Below are 15219 nucleotides of genomic sequence, written 5' to 3'. Positions count from 1 at the left end.
GCGCTTCTGTTCAATGCATATCCTTAATGGCTGATTTCGACAGCCTAGGTTGGTAATTAGCTAGGCTTAGTGTAAAGACTTGCTCTGGTTTTCACAAATAACTCTGTCGTTACATCGTGGTTAGGGTGATAAACTAAAGCTCTTTTGGTGGTGGCCGATACAGGAGGTCAGTGAGCCCCTTAATTTTTCTGGATTCCGATCGTTTATGCGTGTAACTGTCTTCTCTCTTCTATTATTGTTCTCTCTGCCGGTTTTTGCGGTAGGTTACTCTGCGTCTATTGATCAGTCTAAATGGGAACTGGAAGCCTCTAAATTTAGTTGCCGCTTATCGCAGCGAATTCCACTGTTTGGGGAGGGTGAGTTTAACCAAGAGGCGGGTGAAACGGTTCGCTTTACGCTGAAGCCCTTGCAGGGACATGGACTCAAGGGGCAGGTGCGAATACTGGAAGGTGCGTCGCCTTGGCAGCCGGGTATTGCGCCGCGCCACATAGGTGAGGTTAAGTTTGCTTCAAACGGCACGATAGCGGTGCCTACCGGTTATTCGCAACAGATGTTGGGGAGTCTGTTTCGGGGGCGAATGCCGACCTTTCTAGCTCAGAACTGGGCAGATACCGGCGAGTCTGTGCGTATCGCGCTGTCAGCTGCGAACTTTCCACCCGCTTATGCCGCTTATACCGACTGCATATCTGATCTGTTGCCGGTGAATTATCGACAGATTGCCCGAACAGCGGTGCTGTTTCCGTCAGCGCAGTGGCAGTTGTCTGACTCCACTAAAGAGCGTCTCGATCTGATTGCCATCTATGTCAATAATGATGATTCGGTGAAGTCGGTCTTTGTCGATGGTCACTCTGATGCACAAGGGCGGCGGTTGGCTAACCGAGACCTGTCGAAAAAACGGGCAGAAGCGGTAACCGCTTATCTAGAGAAAAAAGGGATTAGCCCTGATCGTATAACGACCCGTTATCATGGTGAACGTTACCCTGTTGCGCAGAAAAATGATCGTCAGACCCGTGATCGAAGCCGTCGAGTGACCATCCGTTTAGACCGTAATTAATGATCGCCGACGGAGAGGGGATTTGATGATTTTCTGCCTCTGTTACTCTGTCGTAATCGTGGTACAATTGCGCCCTTTCCTTTTTTTAGGTACCCGTTAGAGACGACGACGCTCTTTAATGGGCTGATTTGCGTTGGAGCCTCTCTATTATGTCCGATATTAAAAAGGTTGTGCTGGCCTACTCAGGCGGCCTTGATACTTCTGTAATCGTTCGTTGGTTACAAGATACTTATAACTGTGAAGTTGTTACCTTTACCGCTGACTTAGGTCAGGGTGAAGAGGTTGAACCTGCTCGTGCCAAAGCCGAAGCGCTGGGTGTGAAAGAGATCTATATTGAAGATCTCCGTGAAGAGTTTGTCCGTGACTTTGTTTTCCCAATGTTCCGTGCCAATACAATTTACGAAGGTGAATACCTGCTGGGTACCTCCATTGCCCGTCCGTTGATTGCTAAGCGTTTGATTGAGATTGCCAATGAAACCGGCGCCGATGCTATTTCCCACGGTGCGACGGGTAAAGGTAACGATCAGGTACGTTTCGAGCTAGGTGCTTATGCACTGAAACCGGGTGTTCAGGTTATCGCACCATGGCGTGAGTGGGATCTGACCTCCCGCGAAACTCTGATGAACTACTGTAAAGAACATAATATCCCAGTTGATTTCTCCAGCAATAAGAAGAAATCACCTTACTCTATGGATGCTAACCTACTGCACATCTCTTATGAGGGTGACATTCTGGAAGATCCATGGGCTGAAGCTGAAGCGGATATGTGGCGTTGGTCTGTATCCCCTGAAGAGGCTCCAGATGAGGCGACCTATCTTGAGCTGACTTATGATAAGGGTGATATTGTTGCGATCGACGGCAAAGAGATGAGCCCAGCAACCGTACTGGAATACCTGAACAAAGTGGGTGGCGAAAACGGCATTGGTCGTTTGGATATCGTTGAAAACCGTTTTGTTGGTATGAAGTCTCGCGGTTGTTATGAGACTCCGGGGGGCACCATTATGTTACGTGCACACCGGGCGATTGAATCAATTACACTTGATCGTGAAGTTACTCACCTGAAAGATGAGTTGATGCCTCGTTATGCGAAGACTATCTACAATGGTTTCTGGTGGTCTGAAGAACGTAAGATGATGCAGCAGATGATTGATTTCTCTCAGCGTAATGTGAATGGCGATGTGCGCCTGAAGCTTTATAAGGGTAATGTCATCGTTGTTGGCCGTCGCTCTGAGAACAGTCTTTTCGATGAGAGTATCGCTACGTTTGAAGATGATGCAGGTTCTTACGATCAGAAAGATGCGGCTGGATTTATCAAGCTGAACGCCCTACGGATGCGTATTGCAGCCAGTAAAGGACGTGATCTGCTTAACGATTAAGTAGTCTTTATTGGAAAAGCCCCGATATGGTACCCATATCGGGGCTTTTTTATGCCTGTCGTACTTTGATAATTGTCTGATTTATATGATACTTTGATAAATTCTATTCTGATGTAAAGCCTATGGAAATCAGTTACTCGGATAAAAAAGTACTGATTGTTGATAACCGCCTAGAAGATCTTGCCGAATTAAAGATGATTTTGGGCAATATGGGCGTATCTGACATTCAGGTGGCCTCATCGGTCAATATGGCGTTGGCGCTGTTGCGTGAGACATCATATGATCTCTGTTTCGTTGTCTTCGATTTGGGTAAAGACAGTAAGAATGGATTGCAGTTAATTCAGGAAGCGACGGTTGAGCAGATCCGTCAATTCACCACTATTTTTACGCTGGTCGTCGATCCCGATCGTTCTAAGTTGCTATTTGGCTCTCTAGATAGTTCACCCGATACGTATATTTCCAAACCCTATTCTGAACCGAGGGTGCGCTTTCGGTTAGAAAAAATTATGCGGGTAAAGCAGGTTATAAAACCGTTGGATGAACTGCTCGATCAGGGACGGTCGCAAGATGCTTTACAGATGTGCGCGCAGTTAATACAGAACTATCCAGCGTTAAGGCTTTACGTGAATCGGTTTCGCGGGATTATTCTGTTGCAAGAGGGCTTGTTTAGTAAAGCGGGGCAGTTGTTTAGCTCGATTGTGACACAGCGGGATCAGCCTTGGGCGCGGGTCGGTTTAGGCGCAGCCTTGTGTCATCAAGGTGATTATCTGAATGCGCGTGAGGTATTGCAGCACGTCATCGATGAATCCCATTTTTGTGTTGAAGCCTATACCTGGTTAGCGCGCACATTCCGCTCATTAGGAGAACGGGGTGAGGCGATCAGTTTGCTACGCAAGGCAGTTATGTTGCAGCCAACGGTGCCGGAGTTACTGGGTACTTTAGGTAGCCTCGCGGCTCAGAATCAGGAATGGAATGTTGCCGTAGAGGCCTATAGCAAGGCGATACAGTATGCTCGGCAAAGCTGCTTTCAGTCAGAAGATTATTATTTCAGTTTGGTGGCGGCGTTATTGGCGCGGGATAGTTTTGATCGGGAGGTTGAAGAGAGTGCCATTAGAACGCTGGAGGATGTGATACAGGCATTTCCTAATGCCGCGATTGTGCAGTTTAAATCTCGGTTAATGGTGGCGCAGGTTTATCGGCGCGCCGGTGCTCAAGATCGGGCCGACTTAGCTGCCCGTAATGCCTTTGATCTATTCTGTGAGTTGGAGTTAACGGAAAAAGCGGAGTGGGTTGAGTTTTTCCTAGAGGGTATGGAGGGGATGGCGGTCGAAGCCGATGCTCAGGCATTGAAGCAGCGTGTTAATCGCGACAGCGCCTCCCTCGAGTGGGGACGCTTAAACCTGCAAGGGATGCTGGCCTATCGCAAGAAGAATTATGCAAAGGCGTTGGGCTTTTTTGTCCAGGCCGATGGCATTTTGCCGGCTAATCCTAGTTTGACGCTGAATCTTGTTCAGGCTGCGCTTGAACAGGCGCGGACACCGAGTGAAGAGCGGTTTGAGTTATTGTTGCGCTGTGATAATGCTCTCTATGGTATTAACTATGGTGCACTGAGTCTGCGTCAGCAAAAACGTTATCTCTCGTTGTCGGAGCGCTGCGCTGATATGGTTCGGGTGATGGTGGAAACGAGAAACGGAAAAGAGTAGTAGAGAGTGCCGGCGATCTAAGCTATGCCGGCTGCACTGTGTTGGTTTCAGAGTAAAATTGAATCGTCATCGCTTAAAATGGAGTTATCCGAGAGTGAGCTGTTTTCATCGGATTGGTAGGCCGAGCGTGCCAGTTTCCGTGAGAGTAGTTTCTGTTGTGCCGGTTCCGGCAGATCCGTAAATAGAATTGTTTGTTTGGCAATCAGTAGATCGATCAAATCCTCAACAATCCGGCTAACTTCGGTGTCCGACTTGTCGAGAATCTCCTGTGGGCTTTCCGTACTGTTATTACTGGATAGAAAACGAATCACATCAGGGTCTGAAATATCGGCGACCGTCGCGTGTTCAGCTGGGTGTGCGGACAATGAAGTGACCTGTCCCTGTTCATTTCTGATTGCATACAACATAAGCCAAACTTCCACAGATTATAATTTGAATAAAGCTAAGTATGGCGGCGATTCTTTGGGTGGGTCAAGTGTGGGCTGGCAGTTTGGGTACAAATGCCGTTAATTGATTTTCTTTGCTAGTGGTTTGGTGATGGCCCTTGGATTGCATAATGCTGAGTGGCTATATAAAATCCACCCCTTAAACGAGCTTCCTAAAGGGTTGCAATGCAGATCATGCTTTTATGATCGCGGCAGCCCTTTTTTATTGTGCCGAGAGATTATGAAATCCCATAAAATTCATCAAGCACCGATTCCAATGCGTACCGTTGGGCCCATTAAAATCAGTGGGCATATACTGAATGAGAAAGTTTCAGTGCCACTGGCCACCTATGAAACGCCTTTGTGGCCATCAGTAGGGCGCGGCGCTCGGGTTTCCGTATTGACTGAAGAGGGTATTAAAACCACGGTGGTCGACGAGCGGATGAGCCGTTCCATCCTGTTGGAAGCCGATGATGCGTTTGAAGCCTATAAAGCGCTGGAGTCGATCAAAGCTCGAAAAGATGAGCTGAATGAGATTGTCGCCACCTCGAGCCGGTTTGCCAAACTGATCGATATGAACAGCCAGATCGTGGCTAACTTGATCTATCTACGGCTTGAATTTACCACCGGGGATGCCTCGGGTCATAACATGGTGACCAATGCGGCGGATAAGCTGATCCCATGGATTCTGAATGAATATCCTCAGTTGCGTTATTCCTCGATCTCGGCCAATTACTGTTCAGATAAAAAAGCTACCGCGGTTAACGGTATTCTGGGACGAGGCAAGTATGTGATCAGTGAAATTCTGATCCCCCGCGACCTGTGTGAACGTCGCCTGAAAACCACGCCGGAAAAAATAGTCGATCTGAATATTAAGAAAAACCTGATCGGTACCATGCTGGCCGGTGGCCTGCGCAGTGCTAATGCTCACTATGCCAATATGCTGCTGGCTTTCTATCTTGCCACGGGACAGGATGCCGCCAATATTATTGAAGGCTCTCAGGGGATCGTTCATGCGGAAGTGCGTAATGGCGATCTGTATTTCTCCTGCACCCTACCTAATCTGATTGTTGGCAGCGTGGGTAATGGTAAAGGGATCGATTTTGTGGAGCAGAATTTAGCGGCCTTAGGGTGTAAAGAAGATCGTGAGCCGGCAGCGAATGCACGCCGTTTGGCTGCGATCTGTGCGGCGACGGTGTTGTGTGGCGAGTTATCCTTGATGGCGGCGCAGACCAATCCGGGCGAGTTGATGGAATCTCATCTTAAATTGGAACGCTGATGTCTGATCAGACCAACGATCGTAAAATTGAACATATTCGAGCCATCGAAAAAGATCCCTTAACCGATCGTGACGGTCGTTTCTTTGATCAGATTCAACTCTGTCACCGGGCGTTGCCCGATAGAGCACTGGAGCAGATTGATACCTCGGTCGAGTTTCTCGGTAAAAAGCTGAGTTTCCCGTTGCTGATTTCATCGATGACCGGTGGCGATCACGCCTTAATCAAAACCATTAACCGAAATTTGGCGGAAGCAGCAGAGCGGACCGGTGTGGCATTGGCGGTGGGTTCTCAGCGGGTGATGTTCACTCAGCCTTCGGCACGAGAAAGCTTTGATCTGCGAGCCTATGCACCGAACACGGTGTTATTGGGTAATATCGGTGCGGTGCAGTTGAACTATGGTTTCTCACTGGAGCAATGTCAGCAAGCGGCGGATGTGTTGGACGCTGATGGTTTGTATCTTCATCTGAACCCACTGCAGGAAGCGGTCCAGCCGGAAGGTGATACCAATTTTGTCGGTTTACAGGCGAAGATTGCCTCCTTGGCGGCACAGTTGAAGCAACCGGTCTTGCTGAAAGAGGTCGGTGCAGGCTTGTCACCGCCGGATATAGAAGCGGGTATTGTCGCGGGTATTCAGTGGTTTGATCTCGCCGGATGCGGCGGCACCTCATGGAGTCGTATCGAACATCATCGCAGCGAAAAGAGCGGTGATGACCTCGGTATTTGCTTCCAAGATTGGGGGATTCCAACACCTCAGGCATTAAAATTAGCTCAGCCGTATCAAAATAGTGCGGCTTTCATTGCCAGTGGTGGTCTCAGGGATGGGATTGATATGGTTAAATCTGTTATACTCGGCGCCTCGCTCTGCGGCATGGCCGCACCGTTCCTGAAACCGGCAATGGAATCCGCCGATTCAGTGGTCAGGGTAATAGAGCAACGCCGGCGCGAATTCACCACAGCGATGTTTTTGCTGGGAATGCCGGATGTAAACAGTTTATTTATGAATCGGGCTCTCATTCTGGGCGAGCGTTGAGGATTTTAAGTACGTATGTCCGTCGGTATTGATGAAATCAGCTTTTACACTTCCAACTATTTTTTGGATCTAAAAAACCTGGCTATGGTCCAGGAGATTGATGTTGGGAAATATTATCAGGGTATCGGGCAGGAGAAAATGGGAATGCCTGCCCCGGATGAAGATATCGTAACGATGGCGGCAAATGCGGCCCTGCCTCTGATTGAGCGGGTTGGCACTGATGCTATCAGTACGGTGATGTTCGCTACTGAAACGGGGATAGACCAATCCAAATCAGCCGGTGTTTATGTACATCGCTTGCTTGGCTTGACGTCTAAGTGTCGTGTCGTCGAACTGAAACAGGCCTGTTATAGCGCTACGGCGGCTATTCAGATGGCTTGTGGACTCGTGGCCCGCCAACCGGAAAAGAAGGTGCTGGTGATCGCTTCGGATGTGGCCCGTTATGACTTGGGTACGTCTGGTGAAGCGACCCAAGGCTGCGGTGCTGTCGCGATGCTTATCTCGGCGAATCCCCGTTTGGTTGAACTGGATCCTGAAGTGGGAAATCACACCGAAGATGTGATGGACTTTTGGCGCCCTAATTATCGTTCTACCGCCTTGGTGGATGGTAAGTACTCCACCAAAATCTATCTTCAATCTTTGAAACATGCGTGGGAACACTTCCGCGAAGTCAGCTCTCTTGCTTTCAATGACTTTCAGCATTTCTGTTATCACCTACCGTTTACCCGTATGGCGCAAAAAGCGCATAAGCATTTAGCGCGGGTAAATCAGAGTGTATTGACGCCAGAAATGCTCGATCTACAAGTTGAAGATACTCTGCGTTATAACCGTATTATCGGTAACAGCTATACGGCGTCGATGTATATCGGTTTAGCCTCGCTGTTGGAAAACTGTCAGGATAACTTGTCCGGTCACCGGGTAGGCTTTTTCAGTTATGGCTCCGGCTCGGTGGCTGAGTTTTTCTCTGGTAAAATCGTTGATGGTTATGAAAAATGCCTTCACGTGGATAAACATCGCTCGATGCTGGATGCCCGTAGTGAAGTCTCTTACGATGAGTACCTAGCACTGTATAACGATGTCGATCCTATTGATGGTGGGGTTCATCCCAAAGCGGAAGGTACCACCGGTCGTTTTCGCTTAGCTGGCATCTCCCATCATAAGCGTGAATATATCGCCTGCTAAGGAACTCCTTTCATGAAGGCTTGTGCCCCCGGTAAACTGATTCTCAGTGGAGAACATTCAGCCGTATACGGGGCGCCGGCTATCGCTTTGGCGGTCAACCGCTATATTCGTTGTCACAGTTCATTTACCTCTACTCATGATCTGACTCTAATACTGCCGGAATTTAATTGGCAGGTTCAGCTTGGTTGGTCGGAGCTACGTTATCTGAATGATCATCTAGATCAGCGCTTTCAGCAATTCGAACAAGGCCTTCTTGGGGCTGGCGATATCCTTGAAGCTCCCCATCAATTAGCGTTATACGCACTGTCTCAATGTTTGTCTGAGACGGATCCGGATACCGGCCTTGTCCTCGAGATCCATTCGGAGTTACCGCTTGGCTCAGGTATGGGCTCCTCGGCAGCATTGAGTGCTGCGGTAACGAGCTTGGCACAAAATCTTTTTTCCACTCCCCTAAATACTTTCGACATGTTTCAACGGGTTCGCTATTGCGAGCGTTTGTGTCATGGGCGCGGTGGGTTGATTGATGCAGCCACCGTCAGCTATGGCGGTATGGTGCAGGTTGAAGAGGGGCAGGTCGCTCAGTTACCGGTGCAGTTGGGTGACCATTGGTACTATATTCATACGGGTGCGCCGACGGTGGGTACCGGTGAATGCGTAGATGATGTGCGCCGTCGCTGCGGTGACACAGGGATTTGGCAAGGGTTTTCTAAGCTGACCGAGCAGCTACGGGCGGCGATTATCGCGGGGGTAGATCCGCGCGAGTTGATACAGGAGAATCACCGTTTACTGAGTGATATTGGGGTGGTTCCGGCGCCGGTGCAACGCTTCATTACGCATTTGGAAAGCCTTGGTGGTGCAGCTAAAGTCAGTGGTGCCGGTGCTGTTGCTGGCGATACCGGCGGTGCCTTAATCGCCTATCTGCCTGATATTGATCTAGCCGAACTGTGTCAGCAATCAGGCTATCGCTATATGGCGATTGAGGAAGATAAACAAGGAGCTCGGCTTGAAGATTAAGGTGACCGCCCCCGGTAGTCTCATGTTGATGGGTGAGCATGCGGTGCTGTTTGGTCAGCGGGCATTAGCATGTGCGGTGGATAAACGCATCAGCGTGTTATTAACCCCTCGTGCTGATCGGATAGTGAATATTGATTCGGCATTGGCACAATACTCTGCCAATCTCGACCAGCTACCTCCCGAACCCGCTTTGAATTTTGTTTTAGCGGCCATCGAGCGTCAGTTACCACGCTTAACTCAGGGATTTGATCTGCGGATTCGTTCTGAGTTTTCCCATACGGTTGGCTTAGGTTCTTCTGCCGCAGTGACGGCGGCCGTGGTGGCTGCATTGCAGGCGTTGATTAGCGGAGCGGAACGGGATCATGATCCGCAAGCCTTGTTTGCGGAAGCTTTGGCGGTGGTGCATCAGGTACAGGATGGCCGTGGGTCAGGCACCGATTTAGTCGCGGCTGTTTATGGCGGTGTGGTGGGTTATACCATCGCCTCAACTGAGATGGCGCCGCAGATCCGACGATTACAGGGCTTGCCGACGATTAGTTTGTATTACGTAGGCTATAAAATGAAAACCCCAGATGTTCTTAAACGAGTGGAAGGGTTTGCGGCACAGTCGCCCGAACTCTATGCTGGTTTATATCAGCTTATGGGGCAAACCTGTGAGCAAGCTGAACGTGCTGTGGATAACTCGGACTGGACGCAGCTCGGTCGTCTGATGAATATCTATCAGGGTTTGATGGATGCACTGGGTGTGAATGACGCCTGCCTGGCCGAGATTATCTATTCGCTGCGCAGTTCACCCGATGTGCTGGGGGCTAAAATTTCTGGCTCGGGACTGGGGGATTGCGTCTTGGCGCTGGGTGTCCCAACGCAGCTTCCGCTCTCTTATAAGCGTTCGTATGAGGGCGCGGATGAACAGTATTATGAACAGATTCCAGTGGCCGTGTCCGCGCAGGGGGTAACCGTTGAGTATGTCTGAGTCGATAACAAAACAGAGTGTCATTGCGAACTATCTGCCCACCGTAGTAGCCCCAATCGCAGAGCGTATCGATGCGGTCTTTGCGCCGAGTAATATTGCCCTGTGTAAATATTGGGGCAAGCGTGATGTCGAGTTGAATCTGCCGATTAACAGTAGCCTGTCGATCTCATTGGCACACCTAGGTAGTCACACCGCTATTTCGGTCAGCGATGAAGATCAGGTTTGGCTCAATGACCAACGGGTGGCCGCGGATAATAAGTTTGCCTGTAAGGTGATCGCCTTTATCGACCTGTTTCGAGGCGCTAATGGCCTGCCGGTTAGAGTCGATACGCAAAATAATATTCCCACCGCTGCTGGGTTGGCGTCTTCCGCATCCGGCTTTGCAGCCTTGATGTTAGCCATCGATAGCTTTTATGGGCTGAAACTTGAGCCTCAGTTGTTGTCGGCGTTTGCCCGTATGGGCAGTGGCAGCGCGAGTCGTTCACTCTATACCGGCTTTGTTGAGTGGCAGATGGGGGTTCGGGAAGATGGAATGGACAGTGTTGCGTTACCGCTCGATAGTCACTGGGACGCGTTGCGTATCGGTCTCGTTAAGGTCAGTGTGGCGGAAAAAGCAGTCGATTCCCGTTCGGGAATGAACCGGACGGTGGAAACCGCGCATCTGTATCAGAGCTGGCCTTTACAGGCGGCAGCGGATCTTGAGCGTTTGCATCGAGCGATTGCCGATAAAAACTTTACGAAGCTGGGTGAAACCGCCGAACAGAACGCCCTATCGATGCATGCCACTATGATTGCAGCGTGGCCGCCGTTATTGTATTGGCAGCCCGATTCTGTCGCCGCGATGCAGCGTATTTGGCAAGCGCGGGCCGAAGGCGTTGAGGTTTATTTCACGATGGATGCTGGGCCGAACCTTAAGCTGCTCTTTACGGCAGATAATGAAGCCGCCGTAAAACAATACTTTCCCGATATGGACGTTATTGCTCCCTTTGGTTGAGACAACGGGCTTCAATCCGCCGGATCAGGCGGGTCAGCACTCCGAAGCCAGTGGCTTTCTGCTGACGCGACAGCAGCTTGATACGCCTGAGGGGATCTGTTTTCAATTCTGGCTTAAGTCGACGGCTGGGGCTTTTCCGGTGTCGGTGACGGGTCAAGAAAGCGTATTCTTTGTCCTTGAAGAAGATGTTCCACGGATTGAATCGTTACTCGACTCTCAGGTTATTCCTGCATTAAAAAAACAGTCAGGGGCTGGCGCCGAGTCATCACCTAAAGCGGGATGGCGATTGCAATCATTGCCACTGAAGGACCTACAACAACGTCCGGTTTACGGTTTATACAGCCAATCCTTGGCGATCTATCGTCAACTGATCGATCTGTTACAGACTTACGCCATTCCCATGATTGAAGAGGATATCCGTCCCGTCGATCGTTTCCTGATGGAACGCTTTATTCAGGATAGTGCTCGTGTGCGTTTTAGTCAGCATTCCGCCCAGTTACAACCGATTATCTGTGAGCCTCAATTAACGATGTTGTCGGTGGACATTGAAACCACCATGCGTGCGGATCGTATTTTCTCTATCGGCCTCTATTCTGCTCAGCTAAGCAAGGTATTGATCGTCGGTGAGGGGCCGAATGAACCTTGGCTTGAGTATGTTAACGATGAACGGGCACTGTTACAGGCGTTTGTACGTGAAGTTGAACGCTGTGATCCAGATATTTTTATTGGCTGGAATGTGGTCGGTTTTGATTTTCGAGTATTACAAGAACGTGCCAAGCGGTTGCAGGTTCCGCTGAATCTAGGCCGTGATGGTAGCCGTATACAGGTGATTCAGTCGGCTAATGGTAAATGGTTTTGTCGGATGGCGGGTCGGGTTGTATTGGATGGTATTGATACGCTTAAGGGCGCGACCTATCAGTTCGAAAGTTTTTCGTTGGAATATGTCTCTCATCAGATGCTGGACCGTGGCAAGCTGTTAGGTCACCAGATGGATGAAGGGCTGAACCGCGGTGAGGAGATTCAGCAGGTTTACCGTGAAGACCCCCGCAAGCTGGCGGAATACAACCTTGAAGATTGTAAGCTGGTGTGGGATATCTTTGAAAAGGCTCAGCTACTGCATTATTTAGTCGAACGCAGCCGTTTAACCGGCTTGCCACTGGATAAGGTGGGTGGTTCGGCCGCTTCGTTCGATAACCAATACCTGCCTCGGTTGCACCGTCAAGGTTATGTTGCTCCCGTGTATGCCTCCGGTGAATCCCAGATGGGGGCGCCGGGCGGCTATGTGATGGAATCTCGCCCAGGTTTATACCAGCAGGTCTTGGTGTTGGATTTCAAAAGTCTGTATCCGAGCATTATTCGCACCTTTATGGTCGACCCTTATGCACTTGCTGAAGGTACGGGGACTGAATGTCCCGCAGATGATTTAGTACCGGGTTTTAATCACGCTATTTTTAGTCGTAAACGGGCGATTCTGCCGGAGATTATTGAACGTTTATGGGCCGCTAGGGATCGGGCAAAGGCGGAGCATAATGCGCCGTTATCCCAAGCGATTAAGATCATCATGAACAGCTTTTATGGCGTGTTGGGCTCGGATGTGTGCCGTTTTTTCGATCAGCGATTATCGGGCTCAATTACCTTGCGCGGTCATGAAATTCTTACCCGTACTAAAGAGAAGATAGAGGAGCAGTTTGGCTATCAGGTGATTTATGGGGATACCGACTCGGTGTTTGTCTGGTTAGGAGATGAATTTCCAATTGAAGACGCCCCCGCAGAGGGGCGCAAGCTAGAACAGTATCTCAATCAGTGGTGGCAGGATGAGGTGCAACAGCGTTTTGGCTTAGTCTGTCATCTAGAGTTGGAGTATGAAACCCACTACCGCCGTTTTTTGATGCCAACCATGCGCCACTCAGAAAAAGGCACTAAAAAGCGTTATGCCGGTATCCGTCACTTTCCCGATGGGCAAGAAGAGTTGATATTCAAAGGGCTTGAATCGGTACGTTCCGATTGGACACCGCTGGCTCGCCGAGTGCAACGGGAGCTTTATCGGCTGATCTTCAGCGATGCGCCCTATGTGGATTATCTCAAACAGATTGTGGCGCAGTTGAAAGCGGGGCAGTTAGATGCTGAGTTGGTTTACCGTAAACGCTTGCGTCGGCCGTTAGATGACTATAGTAAAAATAAGCCGCCTCATGTTCAGTCAGCGTTGAAGGCGCGTCAGCAGTTTAGCCGTGAGGGCAAGACTCGGACGTTTTCAGCGGGGATGTTTATCGAATATCTGATCACCGTGAATGGGCCAGAGCCGTTGCTGTTTGCCTCTTCTCCGATCGACTACCAACACTATCTTGACCGGCAGCTCGCACCGGTGGCCGATAGTATTCTGATGTTTTTAGATGATAGTTTCGAAGCGCTGCACGCTCCTCAGATCGATCTGTTTTAGCGGTTATTCACTCGTCCTGCTTTATCTTTTTGCCTTTAGCGATAGCCGGCTTGTTTTAATAAGGCAATGGCTTGGTCACGATAGCGGCCACTGGCCGAGATATTGTGTTGGTCTTCAATAAACTTTCCGTGACGACCGACGATACGGGCAGGGTAGACCTTTTTATTCACCGGATACTCGAGACTCAGCTTGGCGTATTGGGCTTGGGTTTCTTTGCGAGTCAGCCACTCGAGTAGATCTATTGCGCCACTTTTATTCGGAGCATGGGCGGTGACGGCTGCACCGGTAATATCCACATGAACACCGCTGCTATCTTGATCGGCCCAAAATAATTTCAATGGGGTCTCGGGGTTTTCATATTGATAGCGGGAAAAGTAGTAAGCATTGACGATGCTAACATCGCAGATGTTTTGCTCCAATGCGGGAAATATCTGCGCATCTTCTGCGAAGGGTCTAACCGATAGATTATTCACCCAACCCTGAAGTGTGGTTAGGGTTTTCTGCTCGCCATCTCGATCAATCATCATCGCGACCAATGACTGAGTATAGGGTTGTTGTGAAGTTCGCAGGCAGAGGCTGCCGTCCCATTTGGGGTTGGCTAGATCACTAAAGCCCTTTAATTCATCTTTATCCAGCGTCGCACTGTTATATATCAGCGTTTGTGCTCGCTTTGAGAAACCAAACCAGTGGTTATCGGGTGAACGTAGATGGGCAGGGATGGTATCGATTAAAGTGGTTGAATCAACGGCGGCGGTTAGGTCTTTCTGGGTGGCCAGCCATAAGGAGGCGGCACCGGTGGTGAGCAATAGGTCGGCTTTTGTCTGTTCGCCTTCCGCTTCTAAGCGGGTGATTAGTTCTGTAGCGGGGGCTACTAGATAACCCACCGGTGTGCCTGTTTCTGCTGAATAGCGATCCAGTAATGGTGCGAGGTACGTGGCATTTTTGGTGGAATAAACCATGATCTCTGAAGCCGCTTGCAGCGGAGTACAGAGTGTCGTGGCCAATAAGAAGCTAAGTGTACGGGTTAGAGATTTCATATAGTTACCTATTAAACGAATAGCGATTAGGAAGGGCTAGCCCATTGGCGTAGCAGGTTGTGGTAGATGCCACTTAGATTGACGACTTCAGGGTGTGCCGCGCCCAGTTCTGCGGTGAGTTTTTGTACCGAGGTGTCCAGATCAAATAACATCTCCCGTTGTTGACTATCCCGTACCATGCTTTGTATCCAGAAAAAGGAGGCTACTCGAGCCCCACGTGTCACCGGTGATACCGAGTGCAGGCTGGTGGATGGGTAGAGCACCATATCACCGGCGGCCAGCTTGACGGTTTGAGTGCCATACTGGGTTTCGATGCTGAGTTCACCGCCATCATATTCATCGGGGTCAGCGAGAAACAAAGTGGCGGAGAGGTCCGTCCGCAGGGTTAAGTTGGTGCCGGGTATCTGCATCAGCGAGCCATCGATATGTGCACCATAGGTTTCCCGTTCTGCATAACGGTTAAATTTAGGTGGATAGATACGATCCGGCAGCGCCGCTGAGATAAAGGCGGGGGTACGGGATAATGCCCTTAGGATATGGTTGCCGAGGCTAATGGCCGGTTCCTGGGTATCGTCGAGTTGCTGATTTTGTTTGACGTTACGGGCGATAGTGCCTGCTGTGTTCACGCCGTCCTGCCAGTCCGCGTGATCGAGGTGTTCGCGGAACTGCCTAACTTCGTCGGGCGTTAAAATCTGAGGCAGTGTAATGAGCATA

The 15219-nt window shown here is 49.9% G+C and carries 13 protein-coding genes; 10 read left to right on the top strand and 3 right to left on the bottom strand.

Going from position 1 to position 15219, the window contains the following annotated elements; genetic code table 11:
* Window positions 1–205 precede the first annotated feature (205 nt).
* From KO512_RS18470 to KO512_RS18460, 3 genes are all read left to right on the top strand, one after another.
* A complete protein-coding gene (locus KO512_RS18470) occupies window positions 206–1054 on the top strand; it encodes an OmpA family protein (RefSeq protein ID WP_215953790.1) in 849 nt (282 codons plus the stop codon).
* Window positions 1055–1203: 149 nt separating this feature from the next.
* Window positions 1204–2430, top strand: a complete 1227-nt coding sequence (locus KO512_RS18465) for an argininosuccinate synthase (protein WP_126158512.1) — start codon at window positions 1204–1206, stop codon at window positions 2428–2430.
* Between the two features lie 122 nt (window positions 2431–2552).
* Window positions 2553–4133 carry a tetratricopeptide repeat protein gene (locus tag KO512_RS18460; RefSeq protein ID WP_215953789.1) on the top strand — a complete coding sequence of 527 codons (1581 nt, stop codon included), beginning with the start codon at window positions 2553–2555 and terminating at the stop codon, window positions 4131–4133.
* A gap of 47 nt (window positions 4134–4180) precedes the next feature.
* Here the strand turns inward: KO512_RS18460 and KO512_RS18455 are convergent, their stop codons facing one another.
* On the bottom strand, window positions 4181–4540 hold the full coding sequence (locus KO512_RS18455; protein WP_215953788.1) for a hypothetical protein: 360 nt from the start codon (window positions 4538–4540) through the stop codon (window positions 4181–4183).
* 259 nt (window positions 4541–4799) lie between these two features.
* Between KO512_RS18455 and KO512_RS18450 the strand changes: the two genes are divergently transcribed.
* The 7 genes from KO512_RS18450 to KO512_RS18420 are packed head-to-tail and all read left to right on the top strand — an operon-like array spanning window position 4800 to window position 13468.
* A complete protein-coding gene (locus tag KO512_RS18450) occupies window positions 4800–5837 on the top strand; it encodes a hydroxymethylglutaryl-CoA reductase (RefSeq protein ID WP_215953787.1) in 1038 nt (345 codons plus the stop codon).
* Window positions 5837–6868, top strand: a complete 1032-nt coding sequence (gene fni, locus KO512_RS18445; protein WP_215953786.1) for a type 2 isopentenyl-diphosphate Delta-isomerase — start codon at window positions 5837–5839, stop codon at window positions 6866–6868. Before KO512_RS18450 ends, fni begins: the two co-directional genes overlap by 1 nt.
* Window positions 6869–6883: 15 nt before the next feature.
* A complete protein-coding gene (locus tag KO512_RS18440; RefSeq protein ID WP_215953785.1) occupies window positions 6884–8050 on the top strand; it encodes a hydroxymethylglutaryl-CoA synthase in 1167 nt (388 codons plus the stop codon).
* Between the two features lie 12 nt (window positions 8051–8062).
* Complete coding sequence (locus tag KO512_RS18435; RefSeq protein WP_215953784.1) at window positions 8063–9064, top strand: mevalonate kinase family protein; 1002 nt, start codon at window positions 8063–8065, stop codon at window positions 9062–9064.
* Window positions 9054–10037: a mevalonate kinase family protein gene (locus KO512_RS18430; RefSeq protein WP_252735114.1), complete on the top strand. Its 984-nt coding sequence runs from the start codon at window positions 9054–9056 to the stop codon at window positions 10035–10037. The genes KO512_RS18435 and KO512_RS18430 overlap by 11 nt, the downstream gene beginning before the upstream one ends.
* Window positions 10030–11031 (top strand): diphosphomevalonate decarboxylase, encoded by a 1002-nt coding sequence (gene mvaD, locus KO512_RS18425; protein ID WP_215953783.1) that lies wholly within the window; start codon window positions 10030–10032, stop codon window positions 11029–11031. Before KO512_RS18430 ends, mvaD begins: the two co-directional genes overlap by 8 nt.
* Entirely contained in the window at window positions 11024–13468 is a 2445-nt protein-coding gene (locus KO512_RS18420) for a DNA polymerase II (protein ID WP_215953782.1), read from the top strand. The genes mvaD and KO512_RS18420 overlap by 8 nt, the downstream gene beginning before the upstream one ends.
* Before the next feature lie 35 nt (window positions 13469–13503).
* Here the strand turns inward: KO512_RS18420 and KO512_RS18415 are convergent, their stop codons facing one another.
* Window positions 13504–14505 (bottom strand): extracellular solute-binding protein, encoded by a 1002-nt coding sequence (locus tag KO512_RS18415; protein WP_215953781.1) that lies wholly within the window; start codon window positions 14503–14505, stop codon window positions 13504–13506.
* 26 nt (window positions 14506–14531) lie between these two features.
* Complete coding sequence (locus KO512_RS18410; protein WP_215953780.1) at window positions 14532–15218, bottom strand: Fe2+-dependent dioxygenase; 687 nt, start codon at window positions 15216–15218, stop codon at window positions 14532–14534.
* Window position 15219 lies beyond the last annotated feature (1 nt).

The organism is Amphritea atlantica, assembly GCF_018860855.1.
GTDB lineage: Bacteria > Pseudomonadota > Gammaproteobacteria > Pseudomonadales > Balneatricaceae > Amphritea > Amphritea atlantica_A.
This window is presented reverse-complemented; position numbering and strand designations above follow the sequence as displayed.

What these genes read in the sequence shown, in the direction of transcription:
- KO512_RS18470 (WP_215953790.1), top strand. Translation starts at nt 206, where the DNA reads ATGCGTGTAACTGTCTTCTCTCTTCTATTATTGTTCTCTCTGCCGGTT.
- KO512_RS18465 (WP_126158512.1), top strand. Translation starts at nt 1,204, where the DNA reads ATGTCCGATATTAAAAAGGTTGTGCTGGCCTACTCAGGCGGCCTTGAT.
- KO512_RS18460 (WP_215953789.1), top strand. Translation starts at nt 2,553, where the DNA reads ATGGAAATCAGTTACTCGGATAAAAAAGTACTGATTGTTGATAACCGC.
- KO512_RS18455 (WP_215953788.1), bottom strand. Translation starts at nt 4,540, where the DNA reads ATGTTGTATGCAATCAGAAATGAACAGGGACAGGTCACTTCATTGTCC.
- KO512_RS18450 (WP_215953787.1), top strand. Translation starts at nt 4,800, where the DNA reads ATGAAATCCCATAAAATTCATCAAGCACCGATTCCAATGCGTACCGTT.
- fni (WP_215953786.1), top strand. Translation starts at nt 5,837, where the DNA reads ATGTCTGATCAGACCAACGATCGTAAAATTGAACATATTCGAGCCATC.
- KO512_RS18440 (WP_215953785.1), top strand. Translation starts at nt 6,884, where the DNA reads ATGTCCGTCGGTATTGATGAAATCAGCTTTTACACTTCCAACTATTTT.
- KO512_RS18435 (WP_215953784.1), top strand. Translation starts at nt 8,063, where the DNA reads ATGAAGGCTTGTGCCCCCGGTAAACTGATTCTCAGTGGAGAACATTCA.
- mvaD (WP_215953783.1), top strand. Translation starts at nt 10,030, where the DNA reads ATGTCTGAGTCGATAACAAAACAGAGTGTCATTGCGAACTATCTGCCC.
- KO512_RS18415 (WP_215953781.1), bottom strand. Translation starts at nt 14,505, where the DNA reads ATGAAATCTCTAACCCGTACACTTAGCTTCTTATTGGCCACGACACTC.
- KO512_RS18410 (WP_215953780.1), bottom strand. Translation starts at nt 15,218, where the DNA reads ATGCTCATTACACTGCCTCAGATTTTAACGCCCGACGAAGTTAGGCAG.